Origin of the sequence: Acetobacterium sp. (assembly GCF_030652775.1) — a bacterium.
Lineage (GTDB): Bacteria > Bacillota > Clostridia > Eubacteriales > Eubacteriaceae > Acetobacterium.
Genome location: NZ_JAUSPS010000002.1, coordinates 1 through 20,645, shown reverse-complemented (window position 1 = coordinate 20,645; position 20,645 = coordinate 1). Strand labels below are relative to the sequence as shown.

The 20,645-nt window shown below is 43.6% G+C and carries 18 protein-coding genes and 1 riboswitch; of the genes, 15 read left to right on the top strand and 3 right to left on the bottom strand.

Going from position 1 to position 20,645, the window contains the following annotated elements; genetic code table 11:
- The first annotated feature begins 34 nt into the window (after positions 1–34).
- From Q7J41_RS00425 to Q7J41_RS00400, 6 genes are all read left to right on the top strand, one after another.
- Positions 35–1,417 (top strand): MFS transporter, encoded by a 1,383-nt coding sequence (locus Q7J41_RS00425; RefSeq protein ID WP_304884173.1) that lies wholly within the window; start codon positions 35–37, stop codon positions 1,415–1,417.
- Between the two features lie 222 nt (positions 1,418–1,639).
- Positions 1,640–3,679, top strand: a complete 2,040-nt coding sequence (locus Q7J41_RS00420; RefSeq protein WP_304884172.1) for a 3-hydroxyacyl-CoA dehydrogenase/enoyl-CoA hydratase family protein — start codon at positions 1,640–1,642, stop codon at positions 3,677–3,679.
- Positions 3,680–3,812: 133 nt separating this feature from the next.
- A complete protein-coding gene (locus Q7J41_RS00415; protein ID WP_304884170.1) occupies positions 3,813–4,994 on the top strand; it encodes a thiolase family protein in 1,182 nt (393 codons plus the stop codon).
- Between the two features lie 573 nt (positions 4,995–5,567).
- Complete coding sequence (locus Q7J41_RS00410; RefSeq protein WP_304884168.1) at positions 5,568–5,816, top strand: hypothetical protein; 249 nt, start codon at positions 5,568–5,570, stop codon at positions 5,814–5,816.
- Positions 5,743–6,987 (top strand): group II intron reverse transcriptase/maturase, encoded by a 1,245-nt coding sequence (gene ltrA, locus Q7J41_RS00405; protein ID WP_304884166.1) that lies wholly within the window; start codon positions 5,743–5,745, stop codon positions 6,985–6,987. The genes Q7J41_RS00410 and ltrA overlap by 74 nt, the downstream gene beginning before the upstream one ends.
- A gap of 57 nt (positions 6,988–7,044) precedes the next feature.
- A complete protein-coding gene (locus Q7J41_RS00400; protein ID WP_304884200.1) occupies positions 7,045–8,085 on the top strand; it encodes a YhcG family protein in 1,041 nt (346 codons plus the stop codon).
- Positions 8,086–8,266: 181 nt separating this feature from the next.
- On the opposite strand, the gene Q7J41_RS00395 is transcribed toward Q7J41_RS00400, so the two are convergent.
- Complete coding sequence (locus tag Q7J41_RS00395) at positions 8,267–9,265, bottom strand: GGGtGRT protein (RefSeq protein WP_304884164.1); 999 nt, start codon at positions 9,263–9,265, stop codon at positions 8,267–8,269.
- A gap of 11 nt (positions 9,266–9,276) precedes the next feature.
- A complete protein-coding gene (locus Q7J41_RS00390; protein ID WP_026395362.1) occupies positions 9,277–9,969 on the bottom strand; it encodes an iron-sulfur cluster assembly scaffold protein in 693 nt (230 codons plus the stop codon).
- 278 nt (positions 9,970–10,247) lie between these two features.
- On the opposite strand from Q7J41_RS00390, the gene Q7J41_RS00385 reads away from it, so the two are divergent.
- The 7 genes from Q7J41_RS00385 (at position 10,248) to Q7J41_RS00355 (ending at position 17,683) form a co-directional block, all read left to right on the top strand.
- Positions 10,248–11,672 carry a DUF2284 domain-containing protein gene (locus tag Q7J41_RS00385; RefSeq protein WP_304884160.1) on the top strand — a complete coding sequence of 475 codons (1,425 nt, stop codon included), beginning with the start codon at positions 10,248–10,250 and terminating at the stop codon, positions 11,670–11,672.
- Between the two features lie 162 nt (positions 11,673–11,834).
- Positions 11,835–12,590 (top strand): S-methyl-5'-thioadenosine phosphorylase, encoded by a 756-nt coding sequence (gene mtnP / locus Q7J41_RS00380; RefSeq protein WP_304884158.1) that lies wholly within the window; start codon positions 11,835–11,837, stop codon positions 12,588–12,590.
- 2 nt (positions 12,591–12,592) lie between these two features.
- The gene (mtnA, locus tag Q7J41_RS00375) at positions 12,593–13,627 is read left to right on the top strand and encodes an S-methyl-5-thioribose-1-phosphate isomerase (protein ID WP_304884156.1); all 1,035 of its coding nucleotides are present in this window, start codon (positions 12,593–12,595) and stop codon (positions 13,625–13,627) included.
- A gap of 41 nt (positions 13,628–13,668) precedes the next feature.
- Complete coding sequence (locus tag Q7J41_RS00370) at positions 13,669–14,406, top strand: glycosyltransferase (RefSeq protein ID WP_304884154.1); 738 nt, start codon at positions 13,669–13,671, stop codon at positions 14,404–14,406.
- Between the two features lie 16 nt (positions 14,407–14,422).
- Positions 14,423–15,535 (top strand): DegT/DnrJ/EryC1/StrS aminotransferase family protein, encoded by a 1,113-nt coding sequence (locus tag Q7J41_RS00365; protein WP_304884152.1) that lies wholly within the window; start codon positions 14,423–14,425, stop codon positions 15,533–15,535.
- A 1-nt stretch (position 15,536) separates the two neighbouring features.
- Positions 15,537–16,718, top strand: a complete 1,182-nt coding sequence (locus Q7J41_RS00360; RefSeq protein WP_304884150.1) for an FAD-dependent oxidoreductase — start codon at positions 15,537–15,539, stop codon at positions 16,716–16,718.
- Complete coding sequence (locus Q7J41_RS00355) at positions 16,715–17,683, top strand: glycosyltransferase (RefSeq protein WP_304884148.1); 969 nt, start codon at positions 16,715–16,717, stop codon at positions 17,681–17,683. The genes Q7J41_RS00360 and Q7J41_RS00355 overlap by 4 nt, the downstream gene beginning before the upstream one ends.
- Positions 17,684–17,748: 65 nt before the next feature.
- Here the strand turns inward: Q7J41_RS00355 and Q7J41_RS00350 are convergent, their stop codons facing one another.
- Complete coding sequence (locus Q7J41_RS00350; protein ID WP_304884146.1) at positions 17,749–18,489, bottom strand: hypothetical protein; 741 nt, start codon at positions 18,487–18,489, stop codon at positions 17,749–17,751.
- Between the two features lie 159 nt (positions 18,490–18,648).
- On the opposite strand from Q7J41_RS00350, the gene Q7J41_RS00345 reads away from it, so the two are divergent.
- Together Q7J41_RS00345 and Q7J41_RS00340 are read left to right on the top strand one after the other, a co-directional pair.
- Positions 18,649–19,443 carry a sugar phosphate isomerase/epimerase gene (locus Q7J41_RS00345; RefSeq protein WP_304884145.1) on the top strand — a complete coding sequence of 265 codons (795 nt, stop codon included), beginning with the start codon at positions 18,649–18,651 and terminating at the stop codon, positions 19,441–19,443.
- Positions 19,444–19,466: 23 nt separating this feature from the next.
- Positions 19,467–19,641: riboswitch (cobalamin riboswitch) on the top strand.
- Between the two features lie 104 nt (positions 19,642–19,745).
- The coding region (locus Q7J41_RS00340) for an ABC transporter substrate-binding protein (RefSeq protein WP_304884143.1) at positions 19,746–20,645 on the top strand (900 nt) is incomplete at its 3' end.

Genomic DNA, 20,645 nt, shown 5'->3' with positions numbered 1-20,645 from the left:
GCATTAAAAATATAAAATTTTAAGGAGAAAAATCATGAGTCAACCATTGAAAAAATCAGTTGTCAACCTCTACGGGTTACCGTCATTCGGGTTTCAGACCCTCGTCACCATCGAGGTCATGTTTTTTGCAGCATTTCTGACCGACTTTGCAAAACTGCCATTAGCATTGGTCAGTACGATCTTATTAGCCACCAGTCTGGTCGATATTTTAGCGGTTCCGACATCCGGGGTCATTTTGGAGAAAAGCAATCTAAAATGGGGGAAATACCGTTCATGGTTATTGGTCGGGCCACCGGTTGCGGCGCTATTTTATGTGCTGCAGTTTACCCAGCTCGGCGGTTCAGCGACAGTTAGTGCAATAATCATTTTTACTGGTTTTGTCGTCAGCCATTTAGTCTGGAATACCTTTTATGCTGCTCATATTTCCCTGAATAATGCGATGACCACCGATCGTGGCGAACGAATTTCTATGGCCAGCAACAGAGGGATGTTTAATGCTCTTGGAACCCTGGCATTTACTTACTTTGGCGTAAAAGCTATTACTGCTATTGGTGTCAGCGTTGGCAACCCGGTTTTAGGTTATACCTACATGGCGGCTATTACTGGCTGTATCATGATTACCTGTAACTGGATCTATTTTGCCCTGACAAAAGACTATGCTTTTAACGGCTGTGCAGCTCCAGTTGGAAAACAAGAAGATAAAATGTCAACGGGTGAAATGTTAAAACAAATCGTTGTCAACCCACCATTAATCGGACTGATGATTGTGGAACTGGGCCGATACCTGGGCCGTTTCATTATCTTCGGTATGGCCTTCTATTACTTTAAATATGTTATCAATGATTTACCGGGCATGGCATTATTTATGACCGGATTAACCGTTGTCAACTTCCTCTCAGCCATGATTGCCGCACCGATAGCCAAACGTCTGGGCGAAAAGAATACCTACCTGATCTCTCTGAGTCTGTTAGTCATTGGTTTATTGATTGTCTGGTTTATCCCGCTTCAAGCTACCGCATTTAAAATTATTATGTTACTGGCTTACATCGGTTATGGCTTGCCTGATTCATTGGGCGTAGCGATGTACTCCGCTACCAGTGATTATGGCGAATGGAAAACTGGAAAGAATGCCCGTGGGTTTGTTATGTCACTAATCAGTTTCCCGATCAAAATATCGATCTTTGTCCGTTCAATGATTATTGCTGCTGTGCTCAGCTCAGTAAACTATGTAGCCGATATGGCGGTTACTCCGGAACTGGTCCAGGGGATCAAAAACGGATTTTCACTGTATCCAGCCATTATAATCATCATTGGTTTACTGTTAATGTTCAAACTATACACTTTAACACCAAAACGAATGGAAGAAATGAGTAAAGAAGTAGCAGAACGAAAACAGGCAACAAACACCCAAGTTTAAAGAATTGTTAGAAAAATAACGTTTGCAAATAAGCTCTTGACAATCTAGAAATGACGAGTATAATAAATATAACAATGTTCTAGAATATAATTCTAGAACATTGTTATATAACGAAAACATATCCTGAAATTTATCATATTATGGATTTTATATGGCTGATAAACTGGGATAGCAAAGTATCAAACGACCGTCAAAAAAGGCGGTAAAAAAAGGAGGATAATAATGAGCAACGGTTACAAAATTGGTATTGTTGGGGCAGGGAATATGGGCGGCGGTATCGCTCAGAAGATGGCACAAGAAGGTTTAAATGTGACATTGGTAGATATGAACGATGCTCAAGTTGAACGCGGCATCGGAATCATCACCAACATGCTGCAACAGGCAGTCGAACGAAACGTTATTACAACTGATAAAATGCAGGAAACATTAAAAAGAATCAAAGGAACAACCTCTTACGAAGATCTTGAAGATATGGATTTGATTGTCGAAGCAATTTTTGAAGATAAGAAAATGAAGGGTGAACTGTTCAAAATGCTGGACGCAATCTGTGATCCCAAAACCATCCTGGCGACAAATACTTCAAGCCTGTATGTACACGAACTGGCAGCATGGACTAGTCGACCGGACAAAGTAGTCGGGATGCATTACTTCTTTCACCCCGCTAAAAACAGACTGCTGGAAGTAATTCCTCATGAAGGAACAAGTGAAGAAACCCTGAACACAGCATTACTGATCGGAAAACTACATGCAAAAACAAACATCATTGTAAAGGATTCACCAGGATTTTGTGTCAATCGAATCTTCATTCCTTTCTATGTATCAGCAGTACGGGTTCTGGAACAAAAGATTGCCAATATCCCTACCATTGAAGCAGCTTGCAAAAAGGCATTTGGAATTGGTATGGGACCTTTTGAATTGATGAATGTTACCGGTATTCCAATTGCCGTCCATTCAGCTAAAACATTGGAAGACGAACTTGGCAATTTCTATGCAGCACCACAACGATTAATTGATCAAGTCGAGTCAAAAGAACTCTTTGACCTAAGCGGTGACGTGGATGAATCAAAAATTCAGGAAGTAACAGATTTCCTTTTCGGCGCTTCATTAGGTGTGGCTTGCCAACTAGTAGATGAAGGGATTGCTTCAATCGAGGATACCGATCGCGGTGCCAAAATTGGTCTGGCCTGGAAATTTGGACCATTTGAAATCATGAATAAACTTGGTATTGAAAAAGTATATGAAGTTGTTGACGCTATGTGTAAGCGTTATCCTGACTTCAAAATGCCAGAATTACTGGTTAAACAACATGAAAGCGGAAAACCATTTGAATTCAAATATGTCGAACTTGAAGTTAAAGAGGATATTGCTTATATTACCATTAACCGACCAGAAGCAATGAATGCCCTGAATGAAACAGTTGTTAATCAACTGGAAAAGAAGTTTGATGAAGCTGAAAGCAATGAAGCGGTTAAAGCCATTGCCATCGCTGGTGCTGGAAAAGCGTTTATTGCTGGAGCGGACATCAAATTTTTCATCGAAAACATGGAAAATAATACCTTAGAACGGACAGTTGAGTTTACCCGCAAAGGTCACGAATTACTGAGACGATTTGAAATGTCAGCTAAACCAACAATCGCAGTTGTTGATGGGCTGTCTCTGGGTGGCGGCAGTGAATTGGCACTGGCATGTCAGTATATTGTAGCTACCGAAGCAGGTTCCTTCGGATTCCCAGAAACCGGAATCGGCATCTATCCAGGTTTGGGTGGCATGATCAGAATGGAACGACTGGTTGGCAAAGATCTGGCTAAATACTATGTTTTCACCGGTAAATCAATCAGTGCTGAAAAAGCACTAAAGATGGGAATGATAACCGAACTGACTACCATCGATAAGCTGGAAGAAACCATTAAAAAGGTTGCTGCTCAGGAAAAACAGGACAAGTACCAGGGAAAAAACGTTAAAGACGGCTTCGAAAACGAAATGGCCATCTTTGCGGCAGACAATCTGGATAAAATTATGAATGGTATCGTTCCAGACGGCGTTGATGCAGACTTTGCTAACGCAACCATTAAAATCATCAGCAAAAAAGCACCGCTGGCCCTCATTGTTGCCAATGAGCTGATGGAAGCCCAATCTAAGGTTTCAATTGACGAAGCGATTACAATGGAACTAGGACGCCTGATCGAAATGTTTACAACTGAAGATGCGTGGGCCGGTTTAACAGCACCTCCGGGAAAAGCACCAGCTTATAAAAAAGCATAGGCTAAATAAAATAAAATTAGTAAAGTAGTTGCGAAAAGAAAGTGAGCTTTACGTTCAGATCCATGTAAACAACGAATAAAGCTCACCGATCTTTCGCAACAGTGAAACAAGAAAATTAAAAAGGAGAAAATAAATGTTCAAAAATGCATATATTCCTTATGGCGGATATTTTAGCACACCATTTTGTAAATGGCAGGGCAGCCTTCAGAATGAAAACTCAATTAAACTAGCTGCGGATACAAGCAAACGGTTCTTCGAAACAAAGGGTTTAGATCTTCAGATGATTGAATTCCTCTATCTTGGACATACCGTTATCCAACCAGGATCCTTCTTTGGCGCATCCTGGGCAGCGAACGAATTGGGCCTTAGTATTCCGGGAATGTCGATTGCTCATGCTTGTGCAACTTCGACAAATACCATGTACTCAGCTGCTTTGGCAGTTGAAACAGGTAATCTGTCAACCGCTTATTGCATGATGTTTGACAAAATTTCCAATGCCCCACATATTATCTGGCCAAATCCTCAGGGCCCAGGCGGCGAAGTGTTGTCAGAAAATGTAAATATGGACAACATCAACCGTGATCCTTCAACTGGTTTTGGCATGCTGACAACAGCAGAAAATGTTGCCAAAGAAGGCGGATTCACCAGAGAAGAAGCCGATGAAGTAACTTTAATGCGATATGAACAATATGCCGATGCCCTGGCAAATGACCGCGCATTCCAGAAAAAATACATGTTCCCGATCGAACTGAAATCCAGAAAAAGTACTTTGGTCATCAGTGAAGATGAGGGCGTTACCCAAACAACTAAAGAAGGTCTGGAAAGACTTCGACCAGTTGCTGAAGGCGGCATTCATACCTTCGGTTCGCAAACCCATCCAGCTGATGGTAATACCGGAATGATCATTACAACTAAGCAAAATGCAGCGGATTTAAGCACTGAAAAAATACCGGTTCAAGTAATTTCCTACGGCTTTAATCGGACTAAAAAAGCATTCATGCCAGCAGCACCGGCTGGAGCCGTGCAGATGGCACTTGATAATGCTGGAATTGGCGTCAATGATTTGGTGGCCATCAAAAACCATAGTCCCTTTATCGCGAATGACCTTCATTTAGCAAAAGCATTAGGGATTGAACAATCACGCATCAACAATTATGGAACCTCACTGGTATTTGGACATCCTCAGGGACCAACAATTGCCCGATTGCTGATGGAAGGCATCGAAGAAGCCGTCATTAAAGGCGGCGGCTATGTACTGGCCTGTGGCTGCGCAGCCGGTGATTCAGCAGCGGCAATCATTGTCAAAGTAGGCTAAATAACAAGCCTGGACTGACCTTGGATCAGACCATCCAGGGTAGTCCAGAGATCATCTTTCAAGATAAACTTCCAATTGTTTTACATAAAAGATTAATAATTTGACTTATTTCTTCAGCCAATGCAGATACACCTCCTGCATTGGTTGGAGCAATTACTGGATTTTTGCACCAAGGGGGATGTAAGCGTTAACAGTGTGTCCTGAAGGATTCAGGAAAGTGGAACGGGGGGAAGTAGAAAATCTGAATTCATGCTTTATAAGAGATGAGAGCAGGCCTCTCGAAATCAACATTCAGGTGTGGGTTTCAAACCGCCTTTGGGTGCTGTAACCAAAAGTTATGGTGCTGAGCGCAAACGGAAAAGGCTGAATAATCAGTCAGGTGTGTGCCATGAAGCTGAACGAAAGTGAAGAGACCGAAGAAGCATCGTTAATACTAAAATGCAGTCAAAACCAACTGTTTTGAAGCACGGTTGGGATAAGTCTGACGGAAACCTGATTACTGGTCAGATGGCTGTCGGTGTATAGGCTCCAGGAGCATGGCATAGGCTCTTATAAGGAACAGGAGAATCCTGAATGATAATGCCAAGCGAAAAATCCAAGCAGCAAAATGACAAGGATGAAAGTAGCGATGAATCATTCAGGTGCGGAAGAATTCGTAGTAGTGATGAAATTCCTGTAATGGGGATGGAGCGAAGGGATTCTGTTATCTATACTTCAAAAATAGAACAACCAGAAATGGGAGGATTTTATGCAAGAAGGAAAGTCGTTTCAAATTTCAAAACATCAAATACTACAGGCCTACAAATGTGTCAAAGCAAATAAAGGGGCAGGTGGGATTGATGGAATCAATTTCGAAGAATATGAAAAAGATCTGAAGAACAATCTTTATAAATTGTGGAACAGAATGTCTTCTGGCAGCTATTTCCCAAAGCCAGTAAAAGGTGTGGAAATACCAAAGAAAAATGGGAAAATGCGGCTATTGGGAATTCCGACGATTGAAGACCGCATTGCACAAATGGTTGTACGGTTGACGTTTGAACCCATCGTAGAACCCATATTCTATGATAACTCATTTGGTTATCGTCCGAACCGATCTGCAATTGATGCAGTTGGTATAACACGTGAACGCTGTTGGAAAATGCCATGGCTGATTGAGTTTGATATTGTAGGACTTTTTGATAATATTGATCACACAAAGATGATGAAAGCAGTCAAATGGCATACCGATGAAAAGTGGGTCATTCTTTATATCGAGAGATTTCTTAAGGCACCAATAGTGATGAACGATGGAGAATTAAAAGAAAGGTCATCCGGTACACCGCAAGGTGGTGTTATTAGCCCGGTTCTTGCAAATCTGTTTATGCACTATGCATTTGACACATGGATTAGTCGAAAATATCCTCAAAATCCATGGGTGCGTTATGCTGATGATGGTATCATACACTGTCAAAGCGAACAGGAAGCATTCAATCTGCTGGAATTCCTAAAGAAAAGAATGTTAGAGTGCGGTTTGGAAATCCATCTGGATAAAACGAAAATAGTTTACTGCCGAAGTGATCGTTATAATAAACGATATGAAAATGAATCGTTTGATTTTCTGGGTTATACGTTTAGAAGAAGATCTGTCAAAAGCAAAAATGGAAATTTCTTTAACACCTTTTCTCCAGCGGTAAGTAAAAGTTCTGCGCAGAGCTTTAGAGATAAAATCCGAAAAATAAGAAAAGCATGCAAAACAAGTTCGCTGGAATCACTGGCTGAAAAGTTAAATCCGATTATTCGAGGATGGATGAATTATTTCACAAAATTCTGTTCCAGAGAAGCACGAAAAGAAATTGATTATGTAAATAAGACACTCGTACAATGGTTAAAGAGAAAATATAAGACAGTCAAGAAAAGCGAAAGAAGAGCGTGGCGAATGTTAGTACATTTAGCCAATTCAAAACCTAAACTCTTTTATCATTGGGAGAAGGGTATCAAACCAACGATTGGATAACAAGAGCCGTATGACGCGAGAGTGTCACGTACGGTTCTGTGAGAGGCTTGGGGTGAAATTCCCCTTGCCTACTCGACAAATCAGGCAATTATTAATGAGATCAGACAAATACTACAATCGGCTCGGGAAAATGTTGCAAGAGCTGTTAATAATGAGCTTTTATTCGCTTACTGGAACATCGGCAAAATCATTGTTGATAATGAACAAGCTGGATCGGAAAAGGCAGAGTATGGAAAACAGTTGTTGAAGTCATTATCAAAAGAACTGACCCGGGAGTTGGGCAAAGGGTTTTTGCGTTCGAATCTACAGAACATGCGATTATTATATTTAAATTATCCAATTTGCCAGTCACTGTCTGGCAAATTGAGTTTTACCCATTACTGCGAATTATTTACGGTATCTGATAAAAACGCAAGATCTTTTTATGAACAAGAAGCATTGAATTCAAACTGGTCAGTGCGTGAAATGAAAAGACAGATTGATACGTCGCTTTTCGAGCGAATGCTTCTCTCGGAAGGAAAAACGAATAAAGAGAAGGTATTGATGTTAGCTAAAGAAGGTATCGTTTATAGGAAACCGAATGATATTTTGAAAGATCCCTATGTTTTTGAATTTCTTGGAATACCGGAAAACAAGCCTATGCTAGAAAAAGACCTGGAAAAAGCGCTAATTATTAAGATTGAAAATTTTTTACTTGAACTTGGGAGAGGATTTATGTTTGTTGGTTCTCAGCAGAGAATTACGCTTGGGAACACACATTATTATGTGGATATGGTTTTTTACAATAAAATACTGAAGGCTTATGTTTTGATTGATCTAAAAATGGGAAGTCTCAAACCTGAAAATATTGGGCAAATGAATATGTATGTTAATTATTATGCTAGTGAAGTAAATGACGAGGACGATGAAAAACCAATGGGTATCATTCTGTGTGCGGATACATCTGAGATCGTTGCAGAATATGCATTGGGTGGACTTGAGAATCAGATTTTTGCTTCCAAATACGTCTACTATATTCCCAATAAACAAGAACTAATTGAACAGGTCCAATCAGTTCTTAATGAAATTGGCGAGAAAAACAAGAAAATTTTGGACTGACACGAAGACAAGGGTGGTTTTAATCCCATTCGATTTCCGCCAAATAAAAAGGGCCAGCATAAACGCCGACCCTGGTTCCCGACAGGACGTAAAACGTCTCGGGCAACTCTGTTAATGTCATTATACCATCAAAATTAGAATAATCAAGATTTGGGTCTGAAACAATTCAGCTTGTGTTGACCTACTTACTTGCTTCCTCAATCGCCACCGCAACAGAAACCGTCGCGCCAACCATTGGGTTATTACCCATTCCGATCAGTCCCATCATTTCAACATGGGCAGGAACAGATGAAGAACCGGCGAATTGAGCGTCGGAGTGCATTCGTCCCATAGTGTCGGTCATCCCGTAGGAAGCTGGGCCTGATCCCATATTGTCAGGATGAAGGGTACGGCCGGTACCGCCACCGGAGGCAACGGAGAAATATTTTTTGCCTTGTTCCAGGGCTTCCTTTTTATAGGTGCCAGCAACAGGGTGTTGGAAACGGGTCGGGTTGGTGGAGTTTCCGGTGATGGAAACATGAACACCTTCGTGATGCATGATGGCAACGCCTTCTTGAACGTCGTTACAGCCATAGCAGTTAACGGCCGCTCGTTCACCGTCGGAATAAGGTGTTTTTGAAACGATGTTAAGTTCGCCTTTAGCAAAATCATAATCGGTTTTAACATAGGTAAAGCCATTGACTCGAGAAATAATCAGAGCAGCGTCTTTTCCCAAACCGTTTAAGATAACTCGTAATGGTTTGACCCGTACCTTATTGGCCGAGCGGGCGATGCCGATGGCACCTTCAGCAGCAGCAAAAGATTCATGTCCAGCGACGAAGGCGAAACATTCGGTGTCTTCTCTTAAGAGCATTGCGCCTAAGTTACCATGGCCTAAACCAACCTTACGTTGTTCCGCAACCGAACCAGGAATACAGAAAGCCTGTAAGCCTTCGCCGATCACTTCGGATGCGTCGGCAGCATTGGTAATGCCGCGTTTAATCGCCAGGGCCGCACCTAAGGTGTAAGCCCAGCAGGCGTTGTCAAAACAGATGGGTTGAATGCTTCTAACAATTTCAGCCACATCAATGCCTTTTTCATCACAAATAGCCTTTGCTTCTTCTAAAGAGGCAATGCCGTTGGCAGCTAAAGTTTCTTCAATTTTAGCGATTCTTCTTTCATAACTTTCAAATAATGCCATGTGATTTCCTCCTATTCTTTTCTTGGATCGATGTATTTGACAGCATCGTCGAATTGTCCGTATTTACCAGAGGCTTTTTCCAAAGCGGCTGCTGGTTCAACGCCGTTATTGATACTTTCCATCATTTTTCCAAGATGGACGAAGGAGTAACCAACAATCTCGTCGTTTTTGTTTAACGCCAATTTTTGGATATAACCTTCGGCAATTTCAAGGTAGCGAGGTCCTTTGGCAAGGGTACCATAGGTAGTCCCAACCTGGCTTCTTAAACCTTTGCCCAAATCTTCAAGTCCGGCTCCAATTGGGAGTCCGCCTTCGGAGAATGCCGTTTGGGTACGGCCATATACGATTTGTAAAAACAATTCCCGCATTGCGGTGTTAATTGCATCACAAACTAAATCTGTGTTTAGTGCTTCTAAGATCGTTTTTCCTGGCATAATTTCAGAGGCCATTGAAGCTGAATGAGTCATTCCCGAACAACCAATGGTTTCAATCAGACATTCCTCGATGATGCCATCCTTTACATTAAGGGTTAATTTACAGGCGCCTTGTTGTGGGGCACACCAGCCAATACCATGAGTTAAACCAGAGATGTCGGTAACATCTTTTGCCTGAACCCATTTTCCCTCCTCTGGGATTGGGGCACAACCGTGGTTTGCATTATTGCCAACGGTACACATTCTTTTAATTTCGTGAGAATATTCCATTCATTAATCTCCCTTCAAAAAATTACTCCTTTAATTATAAACTTTAAAATTCAAAAAAAACAGGTAATATTTTGTTAATTTTAAAAAACGGGGAAAAATACCCGAATTGGACAAAAAGTTTAATTGATGAAATCGGGAAATCGATGTAGAATAGGGCAAGAACCTAAAATAGGTGAATTTTATCTTTGGTTCGGGAACTTATCTTAAAAATTAATTAAATAGAATGATACAGATTTGGTCGATTGATCTGCGGATTGATTGAGAAGGGATGTAAACGAATGGAATTAAAAAACAAACTTAGCCTGGGAGCAAAACGAGTGGAGTACTTAATGGAAGAGTATTTCAATCGCGAAAAAACACTGGGCTTTTGTAAGGCATGTCCAAATTTTTCCAAGTACTGGTCCTGCCCTCCTTACGCATTTGATGAAGCAATCTTTTTAAAACAGTTTAAATATATGCATATTATTGGTAGGCAGTTTGAGGTGCCCCGGGATGATCTGAGAAATGTTCGTGATCCGGAGGCGGTTAAAAACTATAGCACCGACAAGCTCCAGGCGATCAAGGTGATGACCTGGAAAACACTGCTGGAGATTGAAGATGAGGTGGATGGCGTTATCGGCCTGATTCCCGGCAATTGCCCAATTTGCGAAACCCAGGGGATGGAATGCGCCCGAAAAACCAATCAGCCTTGCCGTAACCCGAAGCTGATGCGTTTTTCATTGGAGTCTTTAGGCTTTAATGTGGCGGATCTGCTAAAATACGAAGTCGGGATGACGATTAAATGGGGAGACACCTATCGCTTGCCGGAGGTGCTTACTTCGGTATCGGCGATCCTCTGCAACGAAGAAATTCCCAAGGATATCCTGAAAAAATATTTCCCAGATAAAAAGAAAAGCTGGGAAAAGAAAGATCAGCGAAATCCCGAGACGGAATTTCATACCTCGCAAACCATCAAACCGGAAGAAACCATCCACGGTGGCAGTGCCGCAGTTCTGGCCAAGGCAAAAATCATTGATGATGAGATTCCGCCTTATCGACCGCAGAAAAGCTGGGTCGGCTACAAGGCTGAAAAAAATCCTGAAGATGACGCTATGAAAAAGGGTTATGCTGTCACCATTCAAGGCGAAGAAAAACTGATTCCGGAAAAAACAGCGGAAGAAGTGGAAGTTGAAAAAATCTATGATGAAGATATGGCCCCAGGAGTCAAAGCGGAAGAAGTTGCTGTTGAAGTAGCTGCCGAAGTGGCACCCCCTGAGCCGGAAGCGGCGGAAGTGGTTGAAGAAGAGGATGACACCAAATATCAATGGCTGGGTTTTAAGGCGCCTCTTGACGATAACGAAATTGTCAAACGGCCAATCCCCAAAATGACCGAGCTGATTCTGGAAGGTGAAGAAGTACCGACGGTTGAAGATGTTCAGGAACCGGACAAAAGTGCCGAAGTTGCGCCAGAAGAAGACTGCACCCCGTATTATGATAAAACGGATGCGGAAATGGCAGCGGATGACGCAGCTGTGAAAGAATCGGCGGACAGTTTGGTGGCAGCTGCAGAAGCGGTTGAGAAAGTTGTTGAAGAACCAGTTGAAGAACCAGTTGAAGAAGAGGACGACTCCAAATATCAGTGGCTGGGCTTTAAGGCACCGCTGGATGACGATGAACCGATCGTTAAAAAATCAACCCTGGCCAGCATGAATATTCCCGAATAAAATAAAGTTGATGATCTAGATTGTGTTGGGGATGGGTTTTACCGTCCCGGGCACAATCTAATTTGCGCTAAGGCAGTCGTCACCAGATTATAGATATTCAGACAGTTAGCTCATGAGCGTGATACAATTACCTAAATTAAAACAATTTGAAGGAGAGAAATCATGTATTATTCAGCAGATATTGGAGTTATTGGTGGTTCAGGTCTTTACGAATTAAGTGCAGACGTGAAGAAAATTGAAGTTGATACCCCTTATGGTAAACCTTCAGATGATGTCAGCCTGGTCAAGGTGGGCGAAAAAACCGTGGCCTTTTTACCGCGACATGGAAAAGAACATACATTGAACCCTTCAGAAATTAATTATCGGGCCAATATCTTCGCCTTAAAAAGCCTCGGCGTAAAAGCGATTATTTCGCCCTGTTGTGTCGGCAGTCTTAAATTTGAAATCAAACCCGGCGATTTTGTGGTCACCGATCAGTTTATAAATATGACCTCTGGCCGTAAAGATACGTTTTTTGAAAAACCAAAGGTCAATCATCTCAGCTCGGCCCATCCCTATGACCAGAATCTGAGAGTGCTGGCCATGGAAGCGGCGAAAGAATGCGGCATTACCGCTCATTTTGGTGGCACCGTGATTGTCATCAACGGCCCCCGTTTCTCAACCGTCGCCGAAAGCCGGATGTTTGCGATGATGGGCGCCCATGTCGTTAATATGACCCAATATCCGGAAGGCTATCTCTGTCTGGAACAGGAGATCCCGGTGGTGAACATTGCCCTGGTCACTGATTACGATGCCGGACTGGAAGACCATCCGGATATTAAACCGGTAACCAATGAGGATGTCATCCGGGTTTTAAATGAAAATACTGAAAAAGTAAAAGCGCTGATCTTTAAGCTCATCGACAAATTAGAGGTGTAGGCTTGAAACCAGTTTATTTAGAAGATGGGGAGCTGAAGCTGATTGATCAGACCAAGCTTCCCACCGAGTTTATTGTTCATGCTTATACCGATTATCGAAAAATTGCCAAAGCCATTGTCGATATGATCGTTCGAGGAGCACCGGCCATCGGCGTAACCGCTGGCTACGGTGTTTATTTTGGGGCGTTGGAATATGAAAATGAGCCAAAAGACGTTTTTTATGTTAAAATGAAAGAAGTTTGCGAATTACTGGCGTCCACCCGTCCCACTGCCGTGAATTTATTCTGGGCGATCAAGCGGATGGAAGACGTGATGGCGGCCAATGCCGATAAAGAACCGACTCAGTTGGTTGAGATATTAAAGGATGAAGCTCAGGCCATCTGTGCCGAAGACATTCAGATGTGTCGCGATATGGGCAAACATGGCGCCGAGCTGATCCATCAGAACGATACTCTTTTGACCCACTGCAACGCCGGCGCCTTGGCCACGGCTGATTACGGCACCGCCCTGGGCGTGATCCGGGCAGCGCACGAAGCGGGGAAAAATATTTCTGTCTATGCCGATGAAACCCGACCGTTTTTACAGGGCGCCCGACTGACCGCCTACGAGCTGCACGCCGACGGCATTCCGGTCACGCTGATTACTGACAACATGGCTGGCTGGATGATGAAGCAGGGCAAAATTGATGGCGTTATTGTCGGTGCGGATCGGATTGCTGCTAATGGCGATGTGGCTAATAAAATTGGCACCTATTCGGTTTCGGTATTGGCCAAAGCCCACGGCATCCCGATGTATGTGGCGGCACCGACCTCAACGATAGATTTCGCCATGAAATCTGGCGATGAGATTGTCATTGAACAACGGGACTGCCGGGAGATCAGCCATATTGGCGGGGTTCAGGTAGCACCGGACGGGGTCGCCATGGAAAACCCGGCCTTTGATGTCACGCCTCACCAGAATGTCACCGCCATCATCACCGAAAAGGGTGTGGTCTATCCCCCCTATGACATTAATATTCCCAAGCTGAAAGAACAGTGATCGAATAATTGCAATAAAACAATAAAGCTAAAGGATGAATCATGAAAGTAAATATATTATTTCCCGTTCTTGATGAAGAGCGGCGCCTGGAAAAGGGCATTTTAAGAACCCTGGTTTTTCTCAAAAAAAACAAGCTGTTTGATTATCAGCTAACCATCATTGATAATGGCTCAACTGACGCCACTGCGGCCATCAGCCAACGGCTGTGCGAAAAGTACCAAGAGGTGCATTATCTAAAAACCCCGGAACGGGGGGTGGGGGTCGCCCTACGAACCGGAGCAGCGGACAACAGCTGCGATATTATCGGCTATATGGACATTGATCTTTCCACCAATATCGATCATCTCAGAGAGGTCAAGGATATTTTTGAAAACCAGCCGGATGTAAAAATTATCAAGGGCTCCCGGCTGATGAAAAATTCTGAAGTGATGGGACGCAAGCCATCGCGAGAATTTACCTCGCGGGGACTAAATGGACTCTTGCATGTGGTGTTTAAAAATAAGTTTACCGATGCCCTCTGCGGGTTTGATTTTTACCGAAAAGAGACCTTTGACGAGTTGATTGCTGCTTCCAGCCAGGACAATGGCTGGTTTTATTGCGTTGAGCTGCTGCTGCGAGCCGAGCGCCTGGGCCTCGAAGTTCACGATATTCCGGTGATCTGGGAAGATGATTATGATACTAAGGTAAAGGTTGTTAAAACTGTGGTATCCTATCTCAAGCAGATCAAATTTTTAAAGTCAGAATTTATCAAAGAAGATCGTCACAAGACTAAATCCTGACAGCAGAGGAGACAAGATGAAGGTACCAGCAAATAATTTACTACGACATTATCAAGAACATCAGCAAGAATATGAAAACAAAGCATTGGAAATCTTAAGAAGCGGCAACTATGTTCTCGGGAATGAAGTGGACCGCTTTGAAAAAGATTTTGCAAAATATATCGGCACCAATTACTGCGTCGGCCTGGGGAACTGTTTAGATGCCCTGTGGCTTTCTTTTCGTGTTTTGGGCATTGGCGCCGGCGACGAGGTCATTGTTCAGGCCAACACCTATATTGCCAGCGTGATGGGGATCACGATTAACGATGCCACCCCGGTTTTTGTCGAGCCGGACGCTTTCCATAGTATTGATGCGGATAAAATTGAAGCGATGATTACAGACAAGACCAAGGCCATTCTGGTGGTCCACCTTTACGGCACCAGCTGCGAAATTGATAAGATCGTGGCGATTGCCAGAAAACACAATCTCCGGCTGGTGGAGGATTGCGCCCAAAGCCATGGCGCCACCTATCAAGGGCAGATGACCGGTTCGTTTGGCGATATCGGCTGTTTCAGCTTTTATCCGTCCAAAAATCTCGGTGCTTTCGGCGATGGCGGGGCCATTACCACCAACAGCCCCGAACTGGATCAGGCCTTTCGGATGTATCGTTTTTATGGCAGCGAGAAGCGCTATTATAATAAGGTCGTCGGCACCAATTCGCGGTTGGATGAACTCCAGGCCGGGTTGCTAAACGTCAAGCTTCGTTATCTGGATGCGCTCAATGCTGACCGCAACCGGGTTTGTACGGCCTATCTTAATAAGATGAACAATCCCGTGATTGCGTTGCCCAAACTGCGGGATCACGCCACCACGGTCTGGCATCAGTTTGTCATTACCACTCCCTATCGGGATGAGTTAAAGGATTATCTGGAAGCAGCGGGAATCGGCAGCATCATTCATTATCCGATTCCACCCCATTTGTCGGAAGCCTATGCCTATTTAAATATTGGCCGGGGCAGTCTGCCGATTACCGAAAAACTGGCGGATCAGGTACTTTCTTTGCCATTGTTTTATGGAATGACCGATACCGAAATTGACACCGTTGTGGCGGCCATCAATGCCTTTGTGCCTAGGTTGCTGGAGTCATAAGATGACGGGGAATAAAAACGATTCGAACAAAAACAATTTAAATAAAAACAAATCCAATAAAAACACTTGGGACAAAATCATTATCGGCGCCGGTCTTTACGGTCTTTACGCTGCTAAGACCTGTGGTGAGCGGGGCGAGCGGGTGCTGGTGCTGGAATGGGAAGATGCGCCCTTTAAACGAGCCACCTATATCAACCAGGCCCGGGTTCATATGGGTTACCACTACCCCAGGTCCTATGCCACGGCGATCAAATCGGCCCATTATTTTAATCGTTTTATCAAGGATTATGATTTCTGCATTCACAGCGAATTTGCGCAAGTTTATGCCACCAGCGATAGTTTCAGCTGGACGAACCGGGAACAGTTTACCCAGTTTTGTCAGGCGGCCGAGATTCCCTGTGAAGAATTATTTCCCGAGAAGTATTTTAAAAAGGGGCTCTGTGACGGCGCCTACCTGACCAAAGAATACACCTATGACGCCGGGATACTGGGGCAGTTTTTTATCGATGCCTTGGCAGAAATGAGCAATGTTGAAATCAAATATGGGGTTCGACTTCAAACTATCGAAAAGGGCAGTGATGTCTATGCCCTGACCCTGGAAACCGGCGCAGTCGAAGAAGCCGGTTTTCTTTTGAATGCCACCTACGGATCAACCAATCAGATTTTGGATCTGGCCGGTTTTGAACCGTTTAAAATTAAGTATGAGCTCTGCGAAATCATTCTCTGCCGGCCGGAAAAGAAGCTGCTTGAGGTGGGCATCACGGTGATGGACGGGCCTTTTTTTTCGGTAATGCCCTTTGGCAAAACCGGTTATCATTCCCTGACTTCGGTGACCTTTACTCCCCATCTGTCGTCCTTTGACAGCTTGCCCAAATTTAACTGTCAGGAAAAGAGCCAGGGCTATTGCAGTCCTAAGCAACTGGGAAACTGCAATGATTGCATCGCCAAACCACAATCCGCCTGGCCGTATATGTCCAATATGGCCGAGAAATATCTAAAGGAGGATTATGGCTTTAGCTATGCCGGTTCGCTCTATTCGATGAAGCCGATTTTAAAGGCTTCCGAGGTGGACGATTCGCGCCCCACGGTGGTGCGTAAGGTCAGCGAGAAACCGACCTTTGTATCGGTGTTGTCGGGGAAAATAAATACGGTTTACGATTTGGATGAGGTATTGAAAACATGACAAAACAGCAAGAAAATAAAATAGTAGCTCAGGATCGAGAAAAGAACTTTGTCTCGGCGGTGATCTATATTTATAATGATGAAGAGCGGATCCGGGATTTTCTGGGAAGAATTAACGGGGTTTTAAACGCCAATTTTGAAAACTATCAAATTATCTGCGTCAATGACGCCTCGGATGATAACAGTCTGGCGGTCATCCGGGAGATCGGCAAAAGCATCGCTGGCACGGTCATCAACATCGTCAATATGAGTTTTTACCAGGGCGTTGAACTGGCCATGAATGCCGGAATTGATCTTTCTATCGGCGATTTTGTTTTTGAATTTGACAACATGGTGATGGATTATGATACCAATCTGATGATGACCGTGTATAATCACAGTTTGACCGGGTTTGATATCGTCAATGCCGCCCCGAAAAAATGCGGCCATAAGACCTCCCGGCTTTTTTACACCGTCTTCAACCGTTATTCCCACAGCCCCCATCCGCTGCGGACGGAAAACTTCCGGGTTCTGTCAAGACGGGCGATTAATCGGGTTCATTCGATGAGCAAGACGATTCCCTATCGCAAGGCGGTTTACGCCAACTGTGGTTTGAAGATTGACACCATCGAGTACGACAATAACCGATCCTGCACCAAGGCCTATAACAAGGAAACCCGGCATCAGCGTAAAGAAATGGCTGCCGATTCTCTGATTCTTTTTACCAACGTGGCTTATAAGATGACCCTGCTGGCGGCGGTCTTTATGATGATCGCCACCTTTGGCATCGGCATCTATACCCTGGTCAGCTATGTTACCGAAGAAGTGGTTTCCGGCTATACCTCGATGATGCTCGTCATCGTCTTTGGCTTCTTCGGCGTCTTTGTGATTCTGGCCGTAATCATCAAATACTTATCAATGTTGATGGAACTGGTTTTCAGCAAACAGAAGTACACCATCGAGTCGGTCGAAACGATCAGCGAGTAGGTTGGATTAACAATTGGTCGGTACGGGAGTTGATCGATAAACCTATAGGCCGAGAAGAACGCCGGCTATTGAATTTCTACTTCGGCATTGGGATCAAAGGGATTGGTGCGCAGGTAAAATGAATAAAGAAAAGGGTAGGATTTGCGCAGGTGCATCATATAAAACAGCCATTCCAGTAACAGCAGCTTATAAGCCCGTTCAATATCGCTCATCAGGTGGCGATAATCATTTTCTGGTAGCTGCCCAAGATCTTTGCGGCTTGACAGTTCCTGTTGGGCATGGGTCAGAGCTAAAACAAGGTCGGTAAAGGTGTCGTGTTCTACCAGAATCGGGTTTTCCAGAAGTTTTAAAAAGAGATCCCGTCGGGAATTAAGGAATTCGGAGAGTGTCATCAAACAGTGGGAATTGAAGTTCAAACTAGGATTAAAGCTCCTGATCTGTTTGATGGCTTTTTTATAGTCTTTGGTATCCCATTGTGGCTTTATGGTCAGGCAATCCTGGAATTCCGGCAGATGGGTATCTTCCCTTGAAAAAAATTGCAGTAGTTCAACGCCGGCTTCAGTAAAATAGACCCCGAGAATCATATTGATCTTTTTAAAGCGCTCGTTTTTATCCTTGTCTTCAATGACCTTGTGAAAAATAACGGAAACAAGCAGGACTTCAATCGGCAGAAAAGCAATGTCGCCCAGCAGATAAATAAAGATATGATGGGAATCGTGAAAAAGAAAAAAATGAAAATAGTAAAGCATGGCCGATAACGCAATAAAGCCGATGCCAATCAAGATGCCTTTGTAATGTTTTTTCATAGATTATCTCCAGTTTTAGTTGATTGATTTTAATTGTATTATAACGCAGTTATAAAAAGATGACCAGTATTTCAGTTGTGGTCGTGGGGTAAAATATGAACACCGCCGAAAAATAGTGAAAGAATAGATGTAAAAAATAATTTAGAATGAGAGACCGTTATGAATTATAGTATGTTTTCCTGGTATGGTTATTTTATGAATTTTGAGGATCGGATTAAAATCATTGCTGATGCTGGTTTTGAAGAAACGATGATTTCCTGGGAGGATGAGCTTGAACCCTGGGCAATCAGAAAAGAAGATTTTCCCGAGATTGTCAGAAAAAACGGTTTAGAAATTACTAATATTCATGCACCTTTTATTGGCTACAATGATATTTGGGAGTCATCCCGGATGGAGATTCAGCCAAAGCTGCAGAGGTTTAAGGATTATCTTAAAGATTGCCATGCTTTTGAGATTCCTGCCATGGTCGTGCATACCTGTGATCTCGATGAATTTCAGCCGGATCTTGATAAGGGCTTGGCTTTTTTCTCAGAGCTGGCTGATGCCGCTGAAAAATATGATGTCGATCTGGCGGTGGAAAACGTCTCCCGCCAGCATCTGCTTACTTTTCTGCTGGAGCAGATTGATGCCCCCCGATTTGGGATGTGCTATGACAGCTCCCACGATTTTCTGGAAGAACAGAATCGTGGCCGGATTTTAAAAAAATACAAGCAGCGGATTAAAGCGCTACATTTATCGGACAATGATTTCAATGAGGATCGCCATTGGATCCCTGGTGAAGGTAGCATTCCCTTGAATGAGGTGATGGCGGAGATTCTCACGGTGCCTACCATCAATACCATCTCCTATGAGGTCATCGCCAACGAAGCGTGGCGGGAAAAAGAACCCCGGGATTTTGCTCAGGCGGTGCTTCACAGTCTGGCGGTAAATGATGGAAAATCACGGCAAAAATAATCAATTGAAAAGTTGCCGATTCTATGATACACTTCCACTAATATAATAGAAAATTGATGAGGAAAGGGGTGGAAGACCCCTACAGCCCCCGCTACTGTAATTGCTAACGAGGTTCTTGTACCACTGTCTTAAGGATGGGAAGGGAGAAACCAAGGATACGCATAAGTCAGGACACTCATAATCATTGATATTCTTCGGTGGGAAGAACAGGATTAAACCTTTTGTTTAGTATCCAGCCTCCACAGGAAGCTGGATTTATTTTTGCAAAAAATGCAAAAAAATAAAGAAAAAGAAGGAAGAAAATGAAAAAGAAAAGCATGAGAAGTCTGTTGGCTATTTTAGTTATTTTAGCCTTGATGGTATCCTTTACCGGATGTCAGCAAAGCAAAACGACAGCGGATGGAGCGGGAGTTGAAACAAAAAGTGGTGTTACCACTTACCCGGTAACGGTAACGGATAATGCAGGGACGGCAGTGACCATTGAAAAGGAACCCCAGAAGATTGTATCATTATCTCCGGCAACAACCGAAATCCTGTTTGCCCTGGATCAGGGGGACAAGGTAGTGGGACGGACCAAATACTGTGATTATCCCGAAGCCGCTTTGGCAGTAACGGATATTGGCAGCTTTAACTCACCGACTCTGGAAAAAATTATTGAGCTGGAGCCGGATATTGTGGTGGCGTCGGACTTTGTATCCGATGATATCAAACAACAGCTGGAAGCTACCGGAACCAAGGTCATCACTTTTAATGCCGCCAATATTGACGGGGTCTTGGCCAATATTGTTCAGGCTGGAGAGGTGACCAATGCCAATGATAAAGCTAAAGAAATTGTCGAAAAAATGACCGCCGATCGAAAAGTGTTAATGGAGAAAGCTAAAACAGCTAAAGCTCAAAAATCGGTTTTCATTGATATTGGAAAATTCTATAGTCCGGGTCCCGGTTCCACCCTGGATTCTATGCTTACTGATCTGAATGCAGTAAATATTGCCGCCGACGGAAGCGAGCAATGGCCGCAGCTCAGTACTGAAGAAATCATTGCCGACAACCCCGATGTTTATATTTCTCTGTACACCAAACCAGAGGATGTTAAAGCCACTGCCGGTTTTGACAAGATTAATGCGATTATCAACGATCAGTTGGTTTATTTTGAATACCTGACCCCGGAAAGTGATATGATTCAGCGACCCGGTCCGCGTATT